Source organism: Halopseudomonas pertucinogena, from assembly GCF_014646575.1.
Lineage (GTDB): Bacteria > Pseudomonadota > Gammaproteobacteria > Pseudomonadales > Pseudomonadaceae > Halopseudomonas > Halopseudomonas pertucinogena.
This window is the reverse complement of the sequence record NZ_BMNN01000003.1, coordinates 263,430-279,440: the sequence shown is the minus strand read 5'-3', so window position 1 is coordinate 279,440 and position 16,011 is coordinate 263,430. Positions and strand designations below refer to the sequence as shown.

Annotated in this window: 16 protein-coding genes; 6 read left to right on the top strand and 10 right to left on the bottom strand. The window is 63.3% G+C overall.

Going from position 1 to position 16,011, the window contains the following annotated elements; genetic code table 11:
* Nucleotides 1-73: 73 nt before the first annotated feature.
* A complete protein-coding gene (argA, locus tag IEW63_RS09195) occupies nt 74-1,357 on the bottom strand; it encodes an amino-acid N-acetyltransferase (protein ID WP_188636312.1) in 1,284 nt (427 codons plus the stop codon).
* Nucleotides 1,358-1,492: 135 nt separating this feature from the next.
* Here argA and amn point away from each other — a divergent pair, with 135 nt between their 5' ends.
* The gene (gene amn / locus IEW63_RS09190) at nt 1,493-2,962 is read left to right on the top strand and encodes an AMP nucleosidase (protein WP_229710424.1); all 1,470 of its coding nucleotides are present in this window, start codon (nt 1,493-1,495) and stop codon (nt 2,960-2,962) included.
* Between the two features lie 38 nt (nt 2,963-3,000).
* Here the strand turns inward: amn and argE are convergent, their stop codons facing one another.
* The 3 genes from argE to IEW63_RS09175 all read right to left on the bottom strand — a co-directional run bounded on the left by argE (nt 3,001) and on the right by IEW63_RS09175 (nt 6,205).
* Nucleotides 3,001-4,152, bottom strand: coding sequence for an acetylornithine deacetylase (argE, locus tag IEW63_RS09185; protein ID WP_188636311.1), 1,152 nt, complete (start codon nt 4,150-4,152; stop codon nt 3,001-3,003).
* Nucleotides 4,153-4,240: 88 nt separating this feature from the next.
* A complete protein-coding gene (locus IEW63_RS09180) occupies nt 4,241-5,491 on the bottom strand; it encodes an inorganic phosphate transporter (protein ID WP_188636310.1) in 1,251 nt (416 codons plus the stop codon).
* Nucleotides 5,492-5,527: 36 nt separating this feature from the next.
* Entirely contained in the window at nt 5,528-6,205 is a 678-nt protein-coding gene (locus tag IEW63_RS09175; protein WP_188636309.1) for a TIGR00153 family protein, read from the bottom strand.
* A gap of 130 nt (nt 6,206-6,335) precedes the next feature.
* On the opposite strand from IEW63_RS09175, the gene IEW63_RS09170 reads away from it, so the two are divergent.
* From IEW63_RS09170 to IEW63_RS09150, 5 genes are all read left to right on the top strand, one after another.
* On the top strand, nt 6,336-7,739 hold the full coding sequence (locus tag IEW63_RS09170; RefSeq protein ID WP_188636308.1) for a CYTH domain-containing protein: 1,404 nt from the start codon (nt 6,336-6,338) through the stop codon (nt 7,737-7,739).
* A gap of 65 nt (nt 7,740-7,804) precedes the next feature.
* Nucleotides 7,805-8,647 (top strand): 23S rRNA (adenine(2030)-N(6))-methyltransferase RlmJ, encoded by an 843-nt coding sequence (locus IEW63_RS09165; RefSeq protein ID WP_188636307.1) that lies wholly within the window; start codon nt 7,805-7,807, stop codon nt 8,645-8,647.
* A gap of 104 nt (nt 8,648-8,751) precedes the next feature.
* A complete protein-coding gene (locus IEW63_RS09160) occupies nt 8,752-9,069 on the top strand; it encodes a DUF883 C-terminal domain-containing protein (protein ID WP_188636306.1) in 318 nt (105 codons plus the stop codon).
* Nucleotides 9,070-9,158: 89 nt separating this feature from the next.
* A complete protein-coding gene (locus tag IEW63_RS09155) occupies nt 9,159-9,569 on the top strand; it encodes a hypothetical protein (RefSeq protein ID WP_188636305.1) in 411 nt (136 codons plus the stop codon).
* On the top strand, nt 9,490-9,768 hold the full coding sequence (locus IEW63_RS09150; protein WP_188636304.1) for a hypothetical protein: 279 nt from the start codon (nt 9,490-9,492) through the stop codon (nt 9,766-9,768). Before IEW63_RS09155 ends, IEW63_RS09150 begins: the two co-directional genes overlap by 80 nt.
* Before the next feature lie 57 nt (nt 9,769-9,825).
* Here IEW63_RS09150 and mnhG read toward each other — a convergent pair whose 3' ends face one another.
* From mnhG to IEW63_RS09120, 6 genes are read right to left on the bottom strand one after another with little or no spacing between them, the layout of a single operon-like run.
* Nucleotides 9,826-10,209: a monovalent cation/H(+) antiporter subunit G gene (mnhG, locus tag IEW63_RS09145; RefSeq protein ID WP_229710423.1), complete on the bottom strand. Its 384-nt coding sequence runs from the start codon at nt 10,207-10,209 to the stop codon at nt 9,826-9,828.
* Nucleotides 10,206-10,475 (bottom strand): K+/H+ antiporter subunit F, encoded by a 270-nt coding sequence (locus tag IEW63_RS09140; protein WP_188636377.1) that lies wholly within the window; start codon nt 10,473-10,475, stop codon nt 10,206-10,208. Before IEW63_RS09140 ends, mnhG begins: the two co-directional genes overlap by 4 nt.
* An 8-nt stretch (nt 10,476-10,483) precedes the next feature.
* Nucleotides 10,484-10,981, bottom strand: a complete 498-nt coding sequence (locus tag IEW63_RS09135) for a Na+/H+ antiporter subunit E (RefSeq protein ID WP_188636303.1) — start codon at nt 10,979-10,981, stop codon at nt 10,484-10,486.
* Nucleotides 10,978-12,618, bottom strand: a complete 1,641-nt coding sequence (locus tag IEW63_RS09130; protein WP_188636302.1) for a monovalent cation/H+ antiporter subunit D — start codon at nt 12,616-12,618, stop codon at nt 10,978-10,980. The genes IEW63_RS09135 and IEW63_RS09130 overlap by 4 nt, the downstream gene beginning before the upstream one ends.
* Nucleotides 12,615-12,956: a Na+/H+ antiporter subunit C gene (locus tag IEW63_RS09125; protein WP_188636301.1), complete on the bottom strand. Its 342-nt coding sequence runs from the start codon at nt 12,954-12,956 to the stop codon at nt 12,615-12,617. The genes IEW63_RS09130 and IEW63_RS09125 overlap by 4 nt, the downstream gene beginning before the upstream one ends.
* Complete coding sequence (locus IEW63_RS09120) at nt 12,956-15,862, bottom strand: monovalent cation/H+ antiporter subunit A (RefSeq protein WP_188636300.1); 2,907 nt, start codon at nt 15,860-15,862, stop codon at nt 12,956-12,958. Before IEW63_RS09120 ends, IEW63_RS09125 begins: the two co-directional genes overlap by 1 nt.
* Between the last annotated feature and the right edge of the window lie 149 nt (nt 15,863-16,011).

The following is a 16,011-nucleotide window of genomic DNA, read 5'->3' as shown; positions in this document are numbered from 1 at the left end:
AGAATCATCTTCCGCTGTGAATTGCAAGAGTGCCGACCTGGGCACGATCGGGCTGCGTCAGCAGCCCCGGCCTCTACAGATGCTTCTCGAATACCTTCGAGTTGCGCTGGTAGTTGTACAGCGAGGCCCGCTGCTGCGGCAGCCGCTCCACCGAGCTGGGTTCGAAGCCGCGCTCGCGGAACCAGTGGGCGGTGCGGGTGGTGAGCACGAACAGGGTGCTCAGCCCCAGCCGGCGCGCCTTGGCTTCGATGTGCTCCAGCAGCTGGTCACCGCGCCCGCCATGACGGTAATCCGGATGGATGGCCACGCAGGCCAGTTCGGCGCTGTGCTCGTCCAGCGGATAGAGCGCGACACAACCGATGATCATGCCGTCGCGCTCGATCAGCGTGAACTGGTCGATTTCGGTTTCCAGCACCTCGCGGGAACGCCGGACCAGGATGCCCGCCTGCTCGAGCGGGCGCAGCAGGTCAAGCAGGCCGGCTACGTCGTCGATGCTGGCGTTGCGGATCTTCTCGAAGGGTTCCTTGGTCACCAGGGTGCCGCCGCCGTCCCGGGTGAACAGTTCGGTGAGCATGGCACCGTCTTCGGCATAGCTGACGATATGGCTGCGCGACAGTCCCGCCTCACAGGCCTTGCATGCCGCAGCGAGCAGGGCGCCGGGCAGGCTGTTGCCAAGGGCTTCGAGCAGGGGCAGGGCCCGGCTGGGCTTGAGTTCGCGCAGCAGCTGGCCGTCGCTGTCGAAGATGCCGGTGTCCGGGCCGAACAGGATCAGCTTATCCGCCTCCAGCGCGGTAGCGGTGCTGATCGCCACATCCTCGCAGGCCAGATTGAACACCTCGCCGGTGGGGGAGTAGCCCATGGCCGAGAGCAGCACAATGGCGCCGTCGTCCAGATGGCGATTGATCGCCTTGCGGTCGATGCGGCGGACCTCGCCGGTGTGGTGCAGGTCGACGCCGTCTATCACACCGATCGGTTTGGCGGTCACCAGATTGCCGCTGACCACGCGCAGGCGGCTGCCCTGGCCGGCCAGGGTGCACAGACGCGCCTCGATGGCGATGCGCAGACTGCCGACGGCATCGGTCACGCAGCCCAGGGTGTCGCTGTCGGTGATCCGCAGGTCGTTGTGATAGCGCGACTGCATGCCCCGGGCCGCCAGCCGCTCCTCGATCTGCGGGCGCGTACCGTGCACCAGCACCAGACGTACACCCAGGCTGTTGAGCAGCATGATGTCGTTGATGATGTTGTTGAAGTTCGGGTGCGCGATGGCTTCGCCGGGCAACAGCACCACGAAGGTCCGCTCGCGGTGCGTGTTGATATAGGGCGTGGAGTGGCGGAACCACTTGACGTAGTCGGACATGCTGCTGTTCCGTGGGAAAACGCCAGTGTAGAGATAATGGTGGCGGTCCATCAAGGCCCGGGCACCGGTGGTGCCATCAGCCTGAAACGCAGGCAAGATATATGCATACACAGACCGATCAGAAGAGAGAGCAAAGTGACTACGGGTTCCGACAACTTCATTGCAGTGACCACGCCCGAAGCGGCGGTGGACCGACTGGCACTGTTGTATCAACAGGCGGTGGAGGCGCTGAGCAAGTCGCTGAAGGGCTATGTAAAGGATCGCAGCCGCCCGACCGCCGAGCAGCTGCGACTGTTCCGCTATCCTGAATTGCGTCTGAGCTGGGCCGGCGACGGCGCGCCCGGCTCCAGTGCAAGGGCCTGGGCCAAGGTGCAGGTGCCGGGCACCTACAGTATTACCGTGACCCACCCGAACGATTTCCGGGGCTATCTGCTGGAGCAGCTGCGGCCACTGATGAGCGAATTCAGGGTGCGCATCGAGGTGGGCGTCAGCGAGCAGCCGATTCCCTATCCCTATGTGGTCGACCAGGGGGACGAGCTCGCCGGTTCGGGGGTGACCGCCTCCGAATTGGCAAGAGTGTTCCCCAGCACCGACCTGGCCGCCGCGACTGACGGCAGCGCCGATGGCCTGATCGACTGGCAACACAGCGATCCCCTGCCGCTGGCCCTGTTCGATGCGGCGCGGGTGGATTTTTCCCTGCGCCGGCTGGTGCATTACACCGGCAGCGACTGGCGGCACGTGCAGCCCTGGATACTGCTGACCAACTACCACAGGTACGTCGACCAGTTCGTGCGCCACGGGCTCGACATGCTGCTGGGCGATTCGCGTTTCTGCCGCATGGTGCTTCCGGGCAACATCATCGTCGAGCGCGGCATGGCCGAGGGCGAGATGCAGGCGATACTCGACAGTGTGGTGTGGCACAAGTTTCAGATGCCGGCCTACCACCTGCAGGCGGCGGACGGCGACGGCATCACCCTGGTCAATATCGGTGTGGGCCCGTCCAATGCCAAGAACATCACCGATCATCTGGCGGTGCTGCGCCCGCACTGCTGGCTGATGATCGGCCACTGCGGCGGCCTGCGCCAGTCGCAGACCATCGGCGATTACGTGCTGGCCCACGCCTATATGCGCCGGGACGGGATTCTCGACCGGGTGCTGCCGCCCAACATTCCATTGCCGGCGCTGGCAGAGGTGCAGCAGGCGCTGCAGGATGCCGCTGCCGAGGTCACGGGCGATCATGGTGACGCGCTGAAACGGCGCCTGCGTACCGGCACCGTCCTCACCTACGATGACCGCAACTGGGAGCTGCGCTGGGCCCAGGAGCGACCGCTGATCAACCTGGCGAGGGCGGTGGCGGTGGACATGGAAAGCGGCACCATTGCCGCACAGGGATATCGCCTGCGGGTGCCCTATGGAACCTTGCTGTGCGTGTCGGACAAGCCGCTGCACAGCGAGATCAAGCTGCCCGGGGCGGCAGGGGCGTTCTACGAGAGAGCGGTGACCCAGCACCTGCATATCGGGATTGCCGCGCTGGAGCGGCTGCGCGGGGACAGCAGCCTGCACTCGCGCAAGCTGCGCAGCTTTGACGAGCCGCCGTTCAGGTAGAGGGGGAGAGGACAAAGCCAACCGCACAGGGCAACACCCTACCCCCGCAGACAGAACCGCCCGATCAGCTCCCGCAGCACCCGCACCGTCGGCTCTATCCGGTCGATGGAAAGATACTCGTCCGGCTGGTGTGCCTGGGCTATGTCACCAGGCCCGAGAATCACCGTCTGCAGACCCAGCTGGTTCAGATACGGGCCTTCGGTGGCAAAGGCGACACTGCCGGCACTGTGCCCGGTCAGCTGCTCGCAGGCGCGGACGATCTCGGCATTGGCCGGTGTATCCAGCGGGGCGACGCCGGGGAACAGGGGCTGGTAGTCAATTGCCACCTGATGTTGCTCGGCGACCGCCGCCAGACGCTGGCGGATAGTGGCGCGCAGTTCCTCCGGGTCCATGCCGGGGAGTGGGCGCAGGTCGAACTCCAGGGCGCAGCGGCCGCAGATGCGGTTGGGGTTGTCGCCCCCGTGAATGCAACCCAGGTTCAAGGTGGGAGTGGGGACGCTGAACAGCGGGTTGTGCCACTGGCGCTGCCAGCCGGTGCGCAGTGTCATCAGTTCACTGATCACCTGGTGCATGGCCTCGATGGCATTGCGCCCCAGGGTTGGGTCCGACGAATGGCCGGCCTTGCCGATGATGTCGACCCGCTCCATCAATATCCCTTTGTGCACGCGGATCGGCTGCATGCCGGTCGGCTCGCCGATGACCGCATGACGTGCGCCGGACAGGTCGTCGACGACCAGCGCCTGGGCGCCGCCCATGGCGCTCTCTTCGTCAGCGGTGGCGAGGATGATCAGCGGCTGTTTGAACGGCTGATCCAGTAATGGCTGCAGGGCTTCGATGATCAGCGGAAAGAAGCCCTTCATGTCGCAGCTGCCCAGGCCGTACCAGCGGCCATCCTTTTCGGTCAGATCGAAGGGATCATTCTGCCAGCGGTCCGGGTTGCAGGGCACGGTGTCGGTATGCCCGGCCAGTACCAGCCCACCGGTGCCGGTACCCAGGGTGGCGATGAGGTTGGCCTTGCCCGGTGCGCCGTCGATTGGCTGGATGCGGCAGTCGAAGCCCAGATTGCCAAGCCAGTCGGCCAGCAGGTGGATGACCGGCAGGTTGGACTGATCCAGCTCCGGCTGAGTGCAACTGATGGAGGGTGTTTGCAGCAGGGCAGCAAATTGCGCCCTGAGCGAAGGCAGAGGCATAACGGTACTCCTGACTGAAGCCCTGCGACCGTGTGCACGATCGCAGGGTGTAACTGTCAGGCCAGCTTACGACAGCCAGCCGCTGGCGTCAGCGGAAGATGGTCGAGAACACCGAGAAGTACACGATCGACAGGATTGCGCCTGCCGGCAGGGTGACCACCCACGAGGTGAAGATGCTGCCGATGACACGCAGGTTGAGCGCCGCGATCCCGCGCGCCATGCCGACCCCGAGAATCGCGCCGACCAGGGTGTGGGTGGTGGAGACCGGCAGGCCGAGACCGGAAGCGCCGACGACGGTGGAGGCTGCGGCCAGCTCGGCGGCGAAACCGCGGCTCGGCGTCAGCTCGGTGATGTGCTTGCCGATGGTGGTGATGACCTTGTAGCCATAGGTAGCCAGACCCACCACGATACCCACGGCGCCCAGCAGCAGCACCCAGCCCGGTACGGTAGACTCGGCCTGGATAACACCTGACTGCAACACGCCGACGATGGCCGCCAGCGGGCCTACCGCGTTGGCCACGTCGTTGGAGCCGTGGGCGAAGGCCATGGCACAGGCGGTGAAGATCATCAGGATGGCGAACACCCGCTCGACGCCGTTGGCGTGAACGGTGCCGCCACTGTCTTCCTTGATGCGGCTCATCAGCAGTACGCCAAGGCCGGTCACCACCAGGCCGGCCAGCACCGCCAGGCCGAAGCTTTCCATGTCGCTCAGGTCCAGGCCGACGTGCTTGAGGCCCTTGGTCAGGGTCATCAGGGTGAGGATGAAGCCGACCGCAAACATGTAGATCGGGATATAGCGTTTGGCATTGGCGAAGGGATTGTCGGTATCCAGAATCAGCCGGTGCACGCTCATGAAGATCATGAAGCTGATGGTGCCGGCCAAGAGCGGGGAGATGACCCAGCTTGAGACGATCGGCAATACGCCGGCCCAGCGCACCGAATCCACTGACACCCCGACCGCGGCAAAACCGATGACCGCGCCGATGATGGAATGGGTGGTAGATACCGGCCAGCCCTTGATCGAGGCCACCAGCAGCCAGGTCCCCGCCGCCAGCAGCGATGCCAGCATCCCGAACACCATCTGATCGGGCGTGATCATCGAGGCATCGACAATACCGCTGCGGATCGTCTGGGTGACTGAGCCGCCGGCAAGATAGGCGCCGAGGAACTCGAAGACCATTGCAATGAGAATTGCCTGCTTGATGGTCAGGGCTCGGGAGCCGACCGACGTGCCCATGGCATTGGCGACGTCGTTGGCGCCTACCCCCCATGCCATGAAGAAGCCGAACAAGCAGGCGAGCACCAACAGAATGGTGCCGTATTCTGCGATCAGGGTCATAAGTTTAAAACTCTTGTGAATGAAAAGATTCAGCCGTTAACGGGCCATGATGATTCCCAGACGGTTGCCGACGCGTTCCGCGCGGTCGGCCACATCACCGATCCATTCGATGATCTGGTAGGTGAACATGACGTCCACCGGAGGTAGAACGGCCTCTCGCTTGTACAGTTGGGCCCGCAGCTTGATCTGCATTTCATCTGTTTCGTGCTCGATGTGCTCGAGCTCGTCGATCAGACTCTCCATATGCTTGAGCTCGCGGCCGGCGAAGCTGGTCTCCATCAGCTCGCTCAGTTCGCGGATAGCCAGCAGTGCCTGTGCCGAGGCATCCACCGAGCGCACGACGAAGCTTCTGAATGCGGGTTGCGCATCAGGGTGGATCTTCATCTTGCGTCCCAGCATCAGGCCAGCAATATCCTTGGCGCGGTTGGCAATCTTGTCCTGTACACTGAGCAGTTCGAGCAGGTCGGAGCGCGGAACCGAGAGGAACAGACTGTTGGGCAGACTGACGCGAATATTCTTCTTCATCTGGTCGGCTTCGCGTTCAAGGTGGGATATCTGCAGCTGAATGCGTTCGGCTTCGACCCAGTCCTCTGCCATCAGGGCATCGATAAAGGGCACCAGCTGTTCTGTGCATTCATGGGCCTTGGCCATATGCCGCTGCATCGGGCCGATGGGTGAACGACCGAAGAGATTGAGGATAGGATTGTTGGGCATATACCGAGCTCCAAGGCTTGAAGGGTGGCTGATTATAGTCCCGGTTCACGGCATGGTCACCCGATAGGCTGAAAATGGTAACAATCCGGACGCGGGCGTCTGCAAAAGGCTATTAGTCACGAGAATCGGAATGGTCAAGGAAACAGAAATAAAACTGCGGGTCTCCCCGTCGGCGCTGGCTGTTCTGCGTCAGCACCCCTTGTTGAATGAGCGTCTGGTCGGCGACTGGCAGACCGGCACGCTGTATAACCAGTACTACGATACGGCTGCGCGGGATCTGGCAGCGGCCCGGGTTGCCCTGCGGGTAAGGCGCGACGGCGAGCAGTTCATCCAGACGCTCAAGAGCAAGGGCCAGAGCGTGGCCGGGCTGTCCGAGCGCAACGAATGGGACTGGCCGGTGGGCGGCCCCGCCCTCGACCTGACACTGCTGGACGACAGTTGCTGGCCGGCCAGCCTGGCCGGGCTCGACAAGCTCAGCCTGCAGCCGATGTTCACCACGGACTTCCAGCGGACCAAGGCCATCCTGCGCTGGCAGCGCGGTGAAGAACAGGTGGAAGTGGAGGCAGCGCTTGATCAGGGTGAGGTGCTGGCCGATGGTCGCGCCGAGCCTATCTGCGAGCTGGAGCTGGAACTGCGCAGCGGTTCGCCCGCCGCGCTGCTTGAGCTGGCGGTCAGCCTGGCTGGCGATGTTTCGCTGATGCCCTGTGATATCAGCAAGGCCGAGCGGGGGTATCGGCTGTACGATCCAGCCAGCTACGAGCTGCAGCTGGAAGCCCATCCCTGGTCGGCGGCTACGCCGGTGGACGAGATCGTCGCGGCGGCCGGCTGGCAATTGCTCGGGCACAGTCAGCGCCTGGCCGAACAATACCGCTTCAGCGGCCAGTGGCGGCTGTTCCGTGATCTGGTCTCCCAGCTGGTCAGTCTGCGGGCATTTTTCAGCGTGTTCGATCTGGCGGTACCGCGCAGTACCAGCCGGGACTTCGTTCCGGTACTGGATGAGCTGTTGCAGCAATACCGCCCTTTGGTGCTGGCTGGCTGGGCCGACGACGAAGAGGGCCGCGCAGCCCGGGAGCAGGCGCCCGCCGTGTTCGAACGCAGCGTTGATGATCCTGCCTGGGGACAGCTGTTTCTGAGTCTGGCACTGTGGCTGCATGAAGCCGGCTGGAAAAACGGGCGCCCGCCGCGGGGTGATCGGGTTGGTGCGCTGACGCTGCCCCGCTGGTTGCTTGCTGCGGTGGCCAGGGAGATACAGGAGCTTCGGGTACCCCATCAGAACGACGCGGATGACGAGGTCAATGTCTGGCTGGACCAGCAACCCAGGCTGCAACGGCTGGCTTTTCTGCTGTCGGGCTTTCGCCAGTTTCTGGAGGTGCCGGAAGCCGACCGGCTCTACGGTGAGTTGAACAAACTGCAGGCTCTGCTCGAACAATACCCGCTGGTAGAGCCGGACGTGCAGCCGGGGTTGCTGGCTGCGTTACGCAAGCAAGGCCAGAAGATCCGTCGACTGGATGCCTGGCGCGAGCTGAACGGCTGACCTGCCTCTCGAAGCGGGATCGCCCCGGGGCGATCCCACCGCACAGCTATTTTTCTGGAAGAGTCATGAACTATCGCCACAGCTTTCACGCCGGCAATCACGCCGACGTCCTCAAGCATGCCGTCGTGCTGCGGATGATTCGCCTCATGCAGCGCAAGGACGCGCCGCTCTGTTATCTGGACAGCCATGCCGGCACCGGTCTGTATGATCTGACGGGAACCGACGCCGGCCGCACCGGTGAATATCTTGATGGCATTGGCCGTCTGTGGGAGCGGGATGATCTGCCGGAACTGCTGGCGGACTACCGCGACGCAATCAGCCTGTATAACCCGGACGGTGAGCTTGGTCTGTACCCCGGCTCGCCGCAGCTGGCCGCGGCCGCATTGCGTGCGCATGACAGGCTGATTCTCAGCGAGCTCCATCCAGAGGATGCGGCGACCCTCAGGGAGCACTTTGCCGCTGACGACCGGGTCGCCGTGCATCAGCGCGACGGTTATGAATTACCCCGGGCATTTCTGCCGGTGGCGGAAAAACGCGCGCTGTGGCTGCTGGATCCGCCGTTCGAGAAGGGCGATGATCTGGAGCGCTGCGTAGCGCAGGTGCAGGCCGCCGTCCAGCGCATGCGCCAGACCATCATCGCCTTGTGGTACCCGATCAAGGACGAGCGCCAGCTGCGCGAGTTCTACCGGCGCATGGGCGACGCGGGCCTGCCCAAGGTGCTGCGCGTCGAGCTGGGCGTGCGGCCGATGGATACCAATCTGGGGCTGAATGGGTCAGGCCTGATGCTGGTGAACCCGCCCTGGCCGCTGTGGGAACAGCTGGAAGAGACACTGCCCTGGCTCGCCGCCAGACTGGCGCAGTCGGGGCAGGGCAGCTGGCGCATGGACTGGCTGGCCGGCGGTCCCTGAGCTGTCAGGTGAATAAAGCGGGAACACGGGACGGCTTCCCATAGTCAAGTATTGTGTCAGGGCGATTAGCCCGACCTTTCCGAAGCTATCAAGGAGCCACGAACATGACTGCTGTTGAGAATAACGGACCCGTAGCAAACCAGAACAACGCTGACAGGAAGGCGGAGATCGAATCCGGCAAGGAAGCAGTGTCGGCTGCCTATAGCAAGCTCATGGAAGCCAAGGAGCATTTCCGTCATGCCGCCGAGGCGGCGGGGATGAACTGGAAACAGGATGCCGAGGCGCAGCTGGGTAAGGGCAAGAGCAAGGCCACCGAACTCTGTGATCAGGCCAACAGCTATCTGCATGACAAACCGCTGGCAACGCTTGGCATTGCCTTTGCCGCCGGCTTCCTCGTAGCGCAACTGACCTCGAAAAAATGACAGTCCCAGGGCAGAGCACTCCCGAGAGTGGAGACGCGGGGGGTCAGCCCCAAGAGCCGCAACCGCTGCTCGGCGAACTGAAGTCATCGGTGGAGTGGCTGGAACATGCCGCTCTGGCCGGTGGCGACCTGGTTCGCCTGGCCGGGTTGGAGCTGCGCCTGGCGGCGGGCGACTCCGGTCGCCTGCTGGTTCTCGGGCTGGCCATGATACCGATCGCCATTCTGGCATGGATCGGTCTTTCCACGTTGCTCGGCTGGCTGGTGTACGTCTGGCTGGACTCGGTCGCCCTCGGGATTGTCACCTTTATAGCGGTGCAACTGGTGGCGATGGGCGTGATGGCGGCCTATTGCAAGAAGTTTGCGAAGAGCCTGTCATTCCCGGCGACCAACCGCCAGCTGAAAGCCTTGAAGGAGCAATTCAATGAGCCGCAAGATGCTGGAAAACCAGATCCGGACACTGGACGAGCAACTGGCGATAGAGCTGGCCCTGCTCAAGCTTGATGGTCGCGAACGCCGCGCCGCGGTTGCCAGGATACCCCCCCTGGTCTGGGTAGCGGTGGCGTCGGTGGGTGGGCTGCTGGCAGGCAAGATTATCGGCTCCAAGGGACCGCGCTTGCTGCTCAGTCAGGGTGGTAACCTGTTCCGCCTCGGCAGCATGCTGATGCCGGGCCTGGCGATGGCCAGCGGTAAATCGGAATAACTGCCAGCCTCACGTCTGGTTCCTGTCTTACGGGCCGCACCTCGCTGCGGCCCGGTTCTATTGGTCGTCCGGAAACTGGTAAGCGTCGCCAGGCTTGCCGTCCGGTCTGCGTTTGCGCAGGTCCCGGTAGACCGCAGCACGCATGATCATCATCGATACCACCGGCGCGGTCAGCAGCACGAAGGCCGTGATCAGCAGTTCATGCACGACCGGCCGCTCCAGCGTGCCGGTGAAGTACAGCATCGAGGCGATCAGGAAGCATCCGGTTCCTACCGTAATGAACACGGCGGGACCGTGGATCCGCTGGTAGAAATTGGGCAGCCGAAGCAGGCCCAGTGCGCCGGTGAAAGTGATCAGTCCACCGAGTATCAACAGCAGGGCGATAGGCACTGCCAGCCAGGGGCTGATGTCGCCCATCGACAGAGTCAGGAAACTGCTCATTCGATGATCTCCCCACGTGTGAGGAATTTGGCCAGCGCGATGGAGGAGACGAAGCCGGTCAGGGCTATCAACAGTGCCGCCTCGAAGTAGATCACGTTGGAAAAGCGCATCCCCAGCAATAGAATGAACAGCATGGCTGCCATCCACAGCGAGTCCAGCGCCAGTACCCGGTCCTGTGCGCTGGGACCACGCAGCAGCCGGATGGCGCAGAAGATCAGTGCCAGCAGCACGCAGAGCTGGGCGAAACCGAGCGCCGCAGCCAGCATCAGGGCAATCATGGCTTCTCCTGTTCAAAGATATCAATCAGAGGACGCTCAAGCTTGGTCTTGATCATGTCCACCCACCAGTCGGCGTCATGCAGGTCAAATACATGCAGCGCCAGGTCACTGCTGCCTGGGATGATTTCGACCCACACGGTACCCGGTGTCGAGTTGATGATGCAGGCCAGCACCGCCAGGCCGTGGGGGTCGCGCAGGTCCAGCGGGATGCGGATGAACTGGGTGTTGAGCCGGTCCCGGCGGAACAGGATCAGCATGCAGACGTTGAAGCAGGAGCGGAGAATCTCGACCAGTGAGTGTGCGGTGAGCCGGATGATGGTCAGCGGCCGGGACACCTTCACCGGAGTCGGTCGCAGCGGAGCGATCAGCAGCGGTATGGCGATACCGATAATTGCGCCGAGCAGCAGGTGCGCCGGGGCGATGCTCTGGTTCAGCATCAGCCACAGCAGCAGCAGCGAGATCGAAATCAGCGGAGTGGGTAACCAGCGCTTCATTGTTCACCTCCCGTCTGACCTACGACACCCGGGACCGCCGGACTGGTCAGCACCCGATCCATATAGAGACTGGGCTCGTGCAGCGCCGCAGAGGTGCGGTCGAGATAGCTGATAGTCGGCCCGGCGGCCACACTGAGGGTGATGCACAGCAACACCAGCACCGAGATCGGAGCGGCCTCGCTCAGCTGCAGGCGTGGCGCTCTGGCGTCAGGCGCGGCCCAGAAGGTTCGCACGCCGAAGCGCATCAGCGAAATGATCGCCGACAGTCCTGACAGGATGACCATCGCCAGGATGCCCCAGGCCAGCGGGCCGGCGTAATAGAGGGTGTCGGTCGCGGTGCCGGCAGGGTTGAGTACGGCATGGAACAGGGCAAACTTGGCGAGGAAACCGGACAGCGGCGGCAGGCCGGCGATGATCAGTGCACAGGCGACAAACGACAGGCCGATGAAAGCCATGGCTGCGGGAATGACTACCCCGGCGGACTCTTCCGGGTCATCGTCAATGGCAAACGCCTCCATGGTCAGCGCCAGTATGCTTGCACTGGGCTTGCGAATGCGTTCAACCAGCTCCATCAACAGCATGAAGGCCGCCACCGCCAGTGTCGAACTGATCAGGTAGAACAATGCCGCGCTGATGACCCTGGGCTCGCCATAACCGATCGCGGTCAACAACGTACCAGAGGAAATAATGGCGCTGAAACCGGCCATGCGTCCGAGTTCCTGGCTGCCGAGCAGGCCGATGGTGCCGAACGCCAGGGTCACCAGACCGCCCACCACCAGCGCCGTACTGGACAGGGCATTGAGGCTTTCGGCCTGATCGGCAAATACCAGCAACCACAGGCGCAGGATGACGTAGACGCCGACCTTGGTCATCAGCACCAGCATGGCGGCTACCGGCGGAGCGGCTGCGGAGTAGGTGGTCGGCAGCCAGAAGCCCAGCGGCCACATGGCGCTCTTGGTGAGGAAGGCAATGGCCAGCACCGCGGCGCCGGTTTCCAGCAGCAGCCGTTCGCTGTCAGCCATGGAGGCGGCGCGTACTGCCAGGTCGGCCATGTTCAGCGTGCCGGCGGAGGCATAGATCAATGCCACCCCGATCAGGAAGAACGACGAGGCAACCAGGTTGATCACCACATACTGCATGCTGGCCCGCACCCGGTTGGGCTGCAGTCCGAGCAGCAGCAGGCCGTAGGAGGCGGCCAGCATGATCTCGAAGAACACGAACAGGTTGAACAGGTCGCCGGTCAGGAAGGAGCCATTGATGCCGACCAGCAGGAACTGGAACAGCGAATGGAAGTGCACCCCTGCGCGGCTCCAGCGCCGGTAGGAGAAGACCAGCGCGGCCGTGGCAATGACGGCGCACAGGGTCAGCATCAGCGCCGACAGTCTGTCCGCCACCAGCGCAATGCCGAAGGGGGCTACCCAGTTGGCAGCCAGATAGACACCGACGCCGTCTGGCCAGACCTCGTTGTCGGTCAGCCAGAACAAGGTAATGGAGGTCGCCAGCAGAGCCAGAGTGCCGATCAGGTTGACGGCGAACTTCAGTCGCTGCTGGCGGCCGCTGAGCAGTACCAGCGCCGCCGCGCACAGCAACGGCAGCAGGATGGGCACGAGTATCAGTTGGTCAGCCCAGAAACTCATTGATCGGTTTCCTTGCCATCCACGTGGTCAGTCCCGGTCAGCCCGCGGGACGTCAGCAGCAGAACCAGATACAGGGCAGTGGTGGCGAAGCCGATGACGATGGCGGTGAGCACCAGTGCCTGGGTCACCGGATCGGCGAACAGCCCGGCATCGATCGATTCATCCAGGGTCAGTGGCGGCTTGTTCACCGTCAGACGCCCCATGATGAAGATGAACATGTTCACTGCGTAGGAGATCAGCAGCAGCCCGATGATCACCTGGAAGGTACGCGGCCGCAGGATAAGCCACACACCGGAGGCGAACAGCACGCCGATGGCGATGGCGATGACAGCTTCCATCAGTTTTCCTCCTTGCCGGTATTCTCTGCCACCTCGACTGCCCCGAGGGGCAGGCGGTGGCTGCGGATGGATTGGTGAGCCAGGGCGGTGAGAATCAGCATGGTGGCGCCCACCACCACGCAGAACACCCCGAGATCGAAGAAGAATGCACTGGGCATGTGCAGCTCGCCGAGAACGGGCAGGCTGAAATGCGCGGTGTGGCTGGTCAGGAAGGGGAAGCCGACCGGCAGGGCACCGAGCCCCGTCACCACGGCAATCACCAGCCCCAGTGCCAGCCAGCGGTGCGGCTGCAGATGCAGCCGGGATTCGACCCAGACGGTGCCGGCCATCATGTACTGGATGATGATGCCGACGGAGAACACCAGCCCGGCAACGAAGCCGCCACCCGGCAGGTTGTGCCCGCGCATGAAGAAATACAGCGCGCATACCAGCACCATCGGCAGCAGCAGACGCAGGTATACCGCCGGCACCATCAGATAGCCGGTTTCGCTCTGCTCGGTGGGCGTCTCCCGCGCTGCAGGATCGATCAGGTTGGTCTGCTGGGGCGGCAGGGTCATGCTCTCCGCCGCCGGACGGAAGCGGCGCAGCAGCCCGTACACCGTCAGTGCGACGATGCCGAGTACGGCGATCTCGCCCATGGTATCGAAGCCACGGAAGTCCACCAGCAGAACGTTGACCACGTTACTGCCGCCGCCTTCGGACAGCGCCCGTTCGAGGAAGAACCCACCGATCCCGGCACCGGCCGGCAGCATCAGCACCAGATAGCTGATGGCGGCCATGGCCAGTCCCGAGCCCACGGCGAGAACGAAGTCCCGGGTGCGACGGGTACGGGCGGCGCGCCGCTCGGCCAGATCCCGCGCAATATCAGGCAGCCGCGGCGGCAGCCAGCGCAGGCCGAGCAGGATCAGCACCGTGGTCACGGTTTCCACCATCAGCTGGGTCAGCGCCAGATCCGGAGCCGAGAGCCAGAGGAAGGTCAGACAGACGACGAGACCGGCGCCGCCGACCAGGCTCAGGGCAGCCAGACGGTGGTATTTGGCCTGCCAGGCGGCTGCGATGGCGCAGGCGCAGCCGATCACCCAGATAATGGCAAAGGGAATGTGTGGGGTCGTCGGCTCGAGGTCTGCCCATACCTGCGGCGCGCTGGCAGCGGCTGCGACCGCTGCCGCCAGGCAGGCCGAGACGATCAGCACGAGCTGAGGTTGCAGTCGGCGGGTGCCGAGCAACCGTTCCAGTCGGGAGGCTGCGCTGCGCATCTCCAGCATGATGTTCTCGTAGGCCTGCTTGCCGTTGAAACGGTACAGCACAGGCACCCGGTCACGTTGGGTCAGGTTGTAACGGGTACGCAACAGGTAGTACAGCACGACCCCTCCGCCCAGCGCCAGGAAGCTCATGAGCAGCGGAATGTTGAAACCGTGCCAGAGCGCCAGGCTGTAATACGGGGTCTGGTCGCCGAGCACCGATTCCACTGCGTTGTGCAGCAGCGGGCCGACACTCAGTCCCGGAATGATGCCCACCACAAGACAGAACACCACCAGTACCTCGACCGGAAAACGCATCCAGCGCGGCGGCTCATGGGGCGTCTTCGGCAGATCGGTGGCCGGCTTGCCGAAGAAGACGTGGATGAAGCGCAGCGAGTAGGCCACGCTGAACATGCCCATGGTCACGGCGGCCAGCGGCATCCACCAGTTGTTGCTGCTGCCAACCAGCAATGTCTCGGCGAAGAACATTTCCTTGGACAGGAAGCCATTCAGGAAGGGCACGCCGGCCATGGCGGCGGAGGCGACGATGGCCAGGGTGGCGGTATGCGGCATCAATCTGTACAGGCCGCGCAGCTTGCGCATGTCACGGGTGCCGCTTTCATGGTCGATGATGCCCACGCCCATGAACAGCGATGCTTTGAAGGTCGCGTGGTTGAGGGTATGGAAGATCGCGGCGACCATCGCCAGCGGCGTGCCGATGCCCAGCAGAGCGGTGATCAGCCCCAGATGGCTGATGGTGGAATAGGCCAGCAGGCCCTTGAGGTCATGCTGGAAGATGGCAATGAAGGAGCCGATCAGCAGGGTGCAGACCCCGGCACCGCCGATGATCCAGGTCCACTCGGGGGTGCCGGAGAGGACCGGCCACAGACGCATCAGCAGAAAGATGCCGGCCTTGACCATGGTGGCCGAGTGCAGGTAGGCCGATACCGGTGTCGGGGCTGCCATCGCATGGGGCAACCAGAAATGGAACGGGAACTGGGCGCTCTTGGTCAGGGCGCCGAGTGCGACCAGAATGAGCGCCGGGAGATACCAGGCATGGTCGCGCAGGGTTTCACCGGATGCGAGCACCACGTCCAGGTCGTAGCTGCCGATGATGTGGCCGATCATCAGTACGCCGGCCAGCAGGCACAGGCCACCGCTGGCGGTAACGGTAAAGGCCATGCGCGCGCCGCGCCGCGCTTCCGCACGGTGGTGCCAGTAACCGATCAGCAGGAACGAGGAAAGACTGGTCAGCTCCCAGAACAGCACCAGCTGGATCAGGTTGCCGGAGAGCACCACACCCAGCATGGAGCCCATGAAGGCCAGCAGAAAGGAGAAGAAGCGTGGCACCGGGTCTTCCGGCGACATGTAGTAGCGCGCATACACCACGATCAGCAGGAAGATGCCGACGATAAGCATGCTGAACAGCCACGCCAGACCATCCATGCGCAACACCAGATTCAGACCGTAATCAGGCATCCAGTCAAGCTGGTAGCGGATCACCTCGCCGCTGTTGATATGCGGGAACTGCAGGCCCAGGATGACCAGGCCGACGAGGGCAACGGCGGCGGCCAGCCAGGCTTCGCGGTTGCGCGCGTTGACCGGCAACATGGCAGCGATGAAGCAGCCGATGAAGGGGATCAGAATCAGTGTCAGTAACAGCATGGGCTCCCGGGAAAAAGATGAGGCATTTATGATTGTGTCGATGTCCGAATCGGGCGCAGCCGCGCGCGGCGCTACATCGTCGTTGAGTCGGATACGTCGAACAGGGAATTCCGCAGAGCGGATGTTTTATTAGTAATCCTCTGAATCTG

Coding starts and splice junctions, on each gene's coding strand:
- argA (WP_188636312.1), bottom strand. CDS start 1,357: ATGTCCGACTACGTCAAGTGGTTCCGCCACTCCACGCCCTATATCAAC.
- argE (WP_188636311.1), bottom strand. CDS start 4,152: ATGCCTCTGCCTTCGCTCAGGGCGCAATTTGCTGCCCTGCTGCAAACA.
- IEW63_RS09180 (WP_188636310.1), bottom strand. CDS start 5,491: ATGACCCTGATCGCAGAATACGGCACCATTCTGTTGGTGCTCGCCTGC.
- IEW63_RS09175 (WP_188636309.1), bottom strand. CDS start 6,205: ATGCCCAACAATCCTATCCTCAATCTCTTCGGTCGTTCACCCATCGGC.
- IEW63_RS09170 (WP_188636308.1), top strand. CDS start 6,336: ATGGTCAAGGAAACAGAAATAAAACTGCGGGTCTCCCCGTCGGCGCTG.
- IEW63_RS09165 (WP_188636307.1), top strand. CDS start 7,805: ATGAACTATCGCCACAGCTTTCACGCCGGCAATCACGCCGACGTCCTC.
- IEW63_RS09160 (WP_188636306.1), top strand. CDS start 8,752: ATGACTGCTGTTGAGAATAACGGACCCGTAGCAAACCAGAACAACGCT.
- IEW63_RS09150 (WP_188636304.1), top strand. CDS start 9,490: ATGAGCCGCAAGATGCTGGAAAACCAGATCCGGACACTGGACGAGCAA.
- mnhG (WP_229710423.1), bottom strand. CDS start 10,209: ATGAGCAGTTTCCTGACTCTGTCGATGGGCGACATCAGCCCCTGGCTG.
- IEW63_RS09140 (WP_188636377.1), bottom strand. CDS start 10,475: ATGCTGGCTGCGGCGCTCGGTTTCGCCCAGCTCTGCGTGCTGCTGGCA.
- IEW63_RS09135 (WP_188636303.1), bottom strand. CDS start 10,981: ATGAAGCGCTGGTTACCCACTCCGCTGATTTCGATCTCGCTGCTGCTG.
- IEW63_RS09130 (WP_188636302.1), bottom strand. CDS start 12,618: ATGAGTTTCTGGGCTGACCAACTGATACTCGTGCCCATCCTGCTGCCG.
- IEW63_RS09125 (WP_188636301.1), bottom strand. CDS start 12,956: ATGGAAGCTGTCATCGCCATCGCCATCGGCGTGCTGTTCGCCTCCGGT.
- IEW63_RS09120 (WP_188636300.1), bottom strand. CDS start 15,862: ATGCTGTTACTGACACTGATTCTGATCCCCTTCATCGGCTGCTTCATC.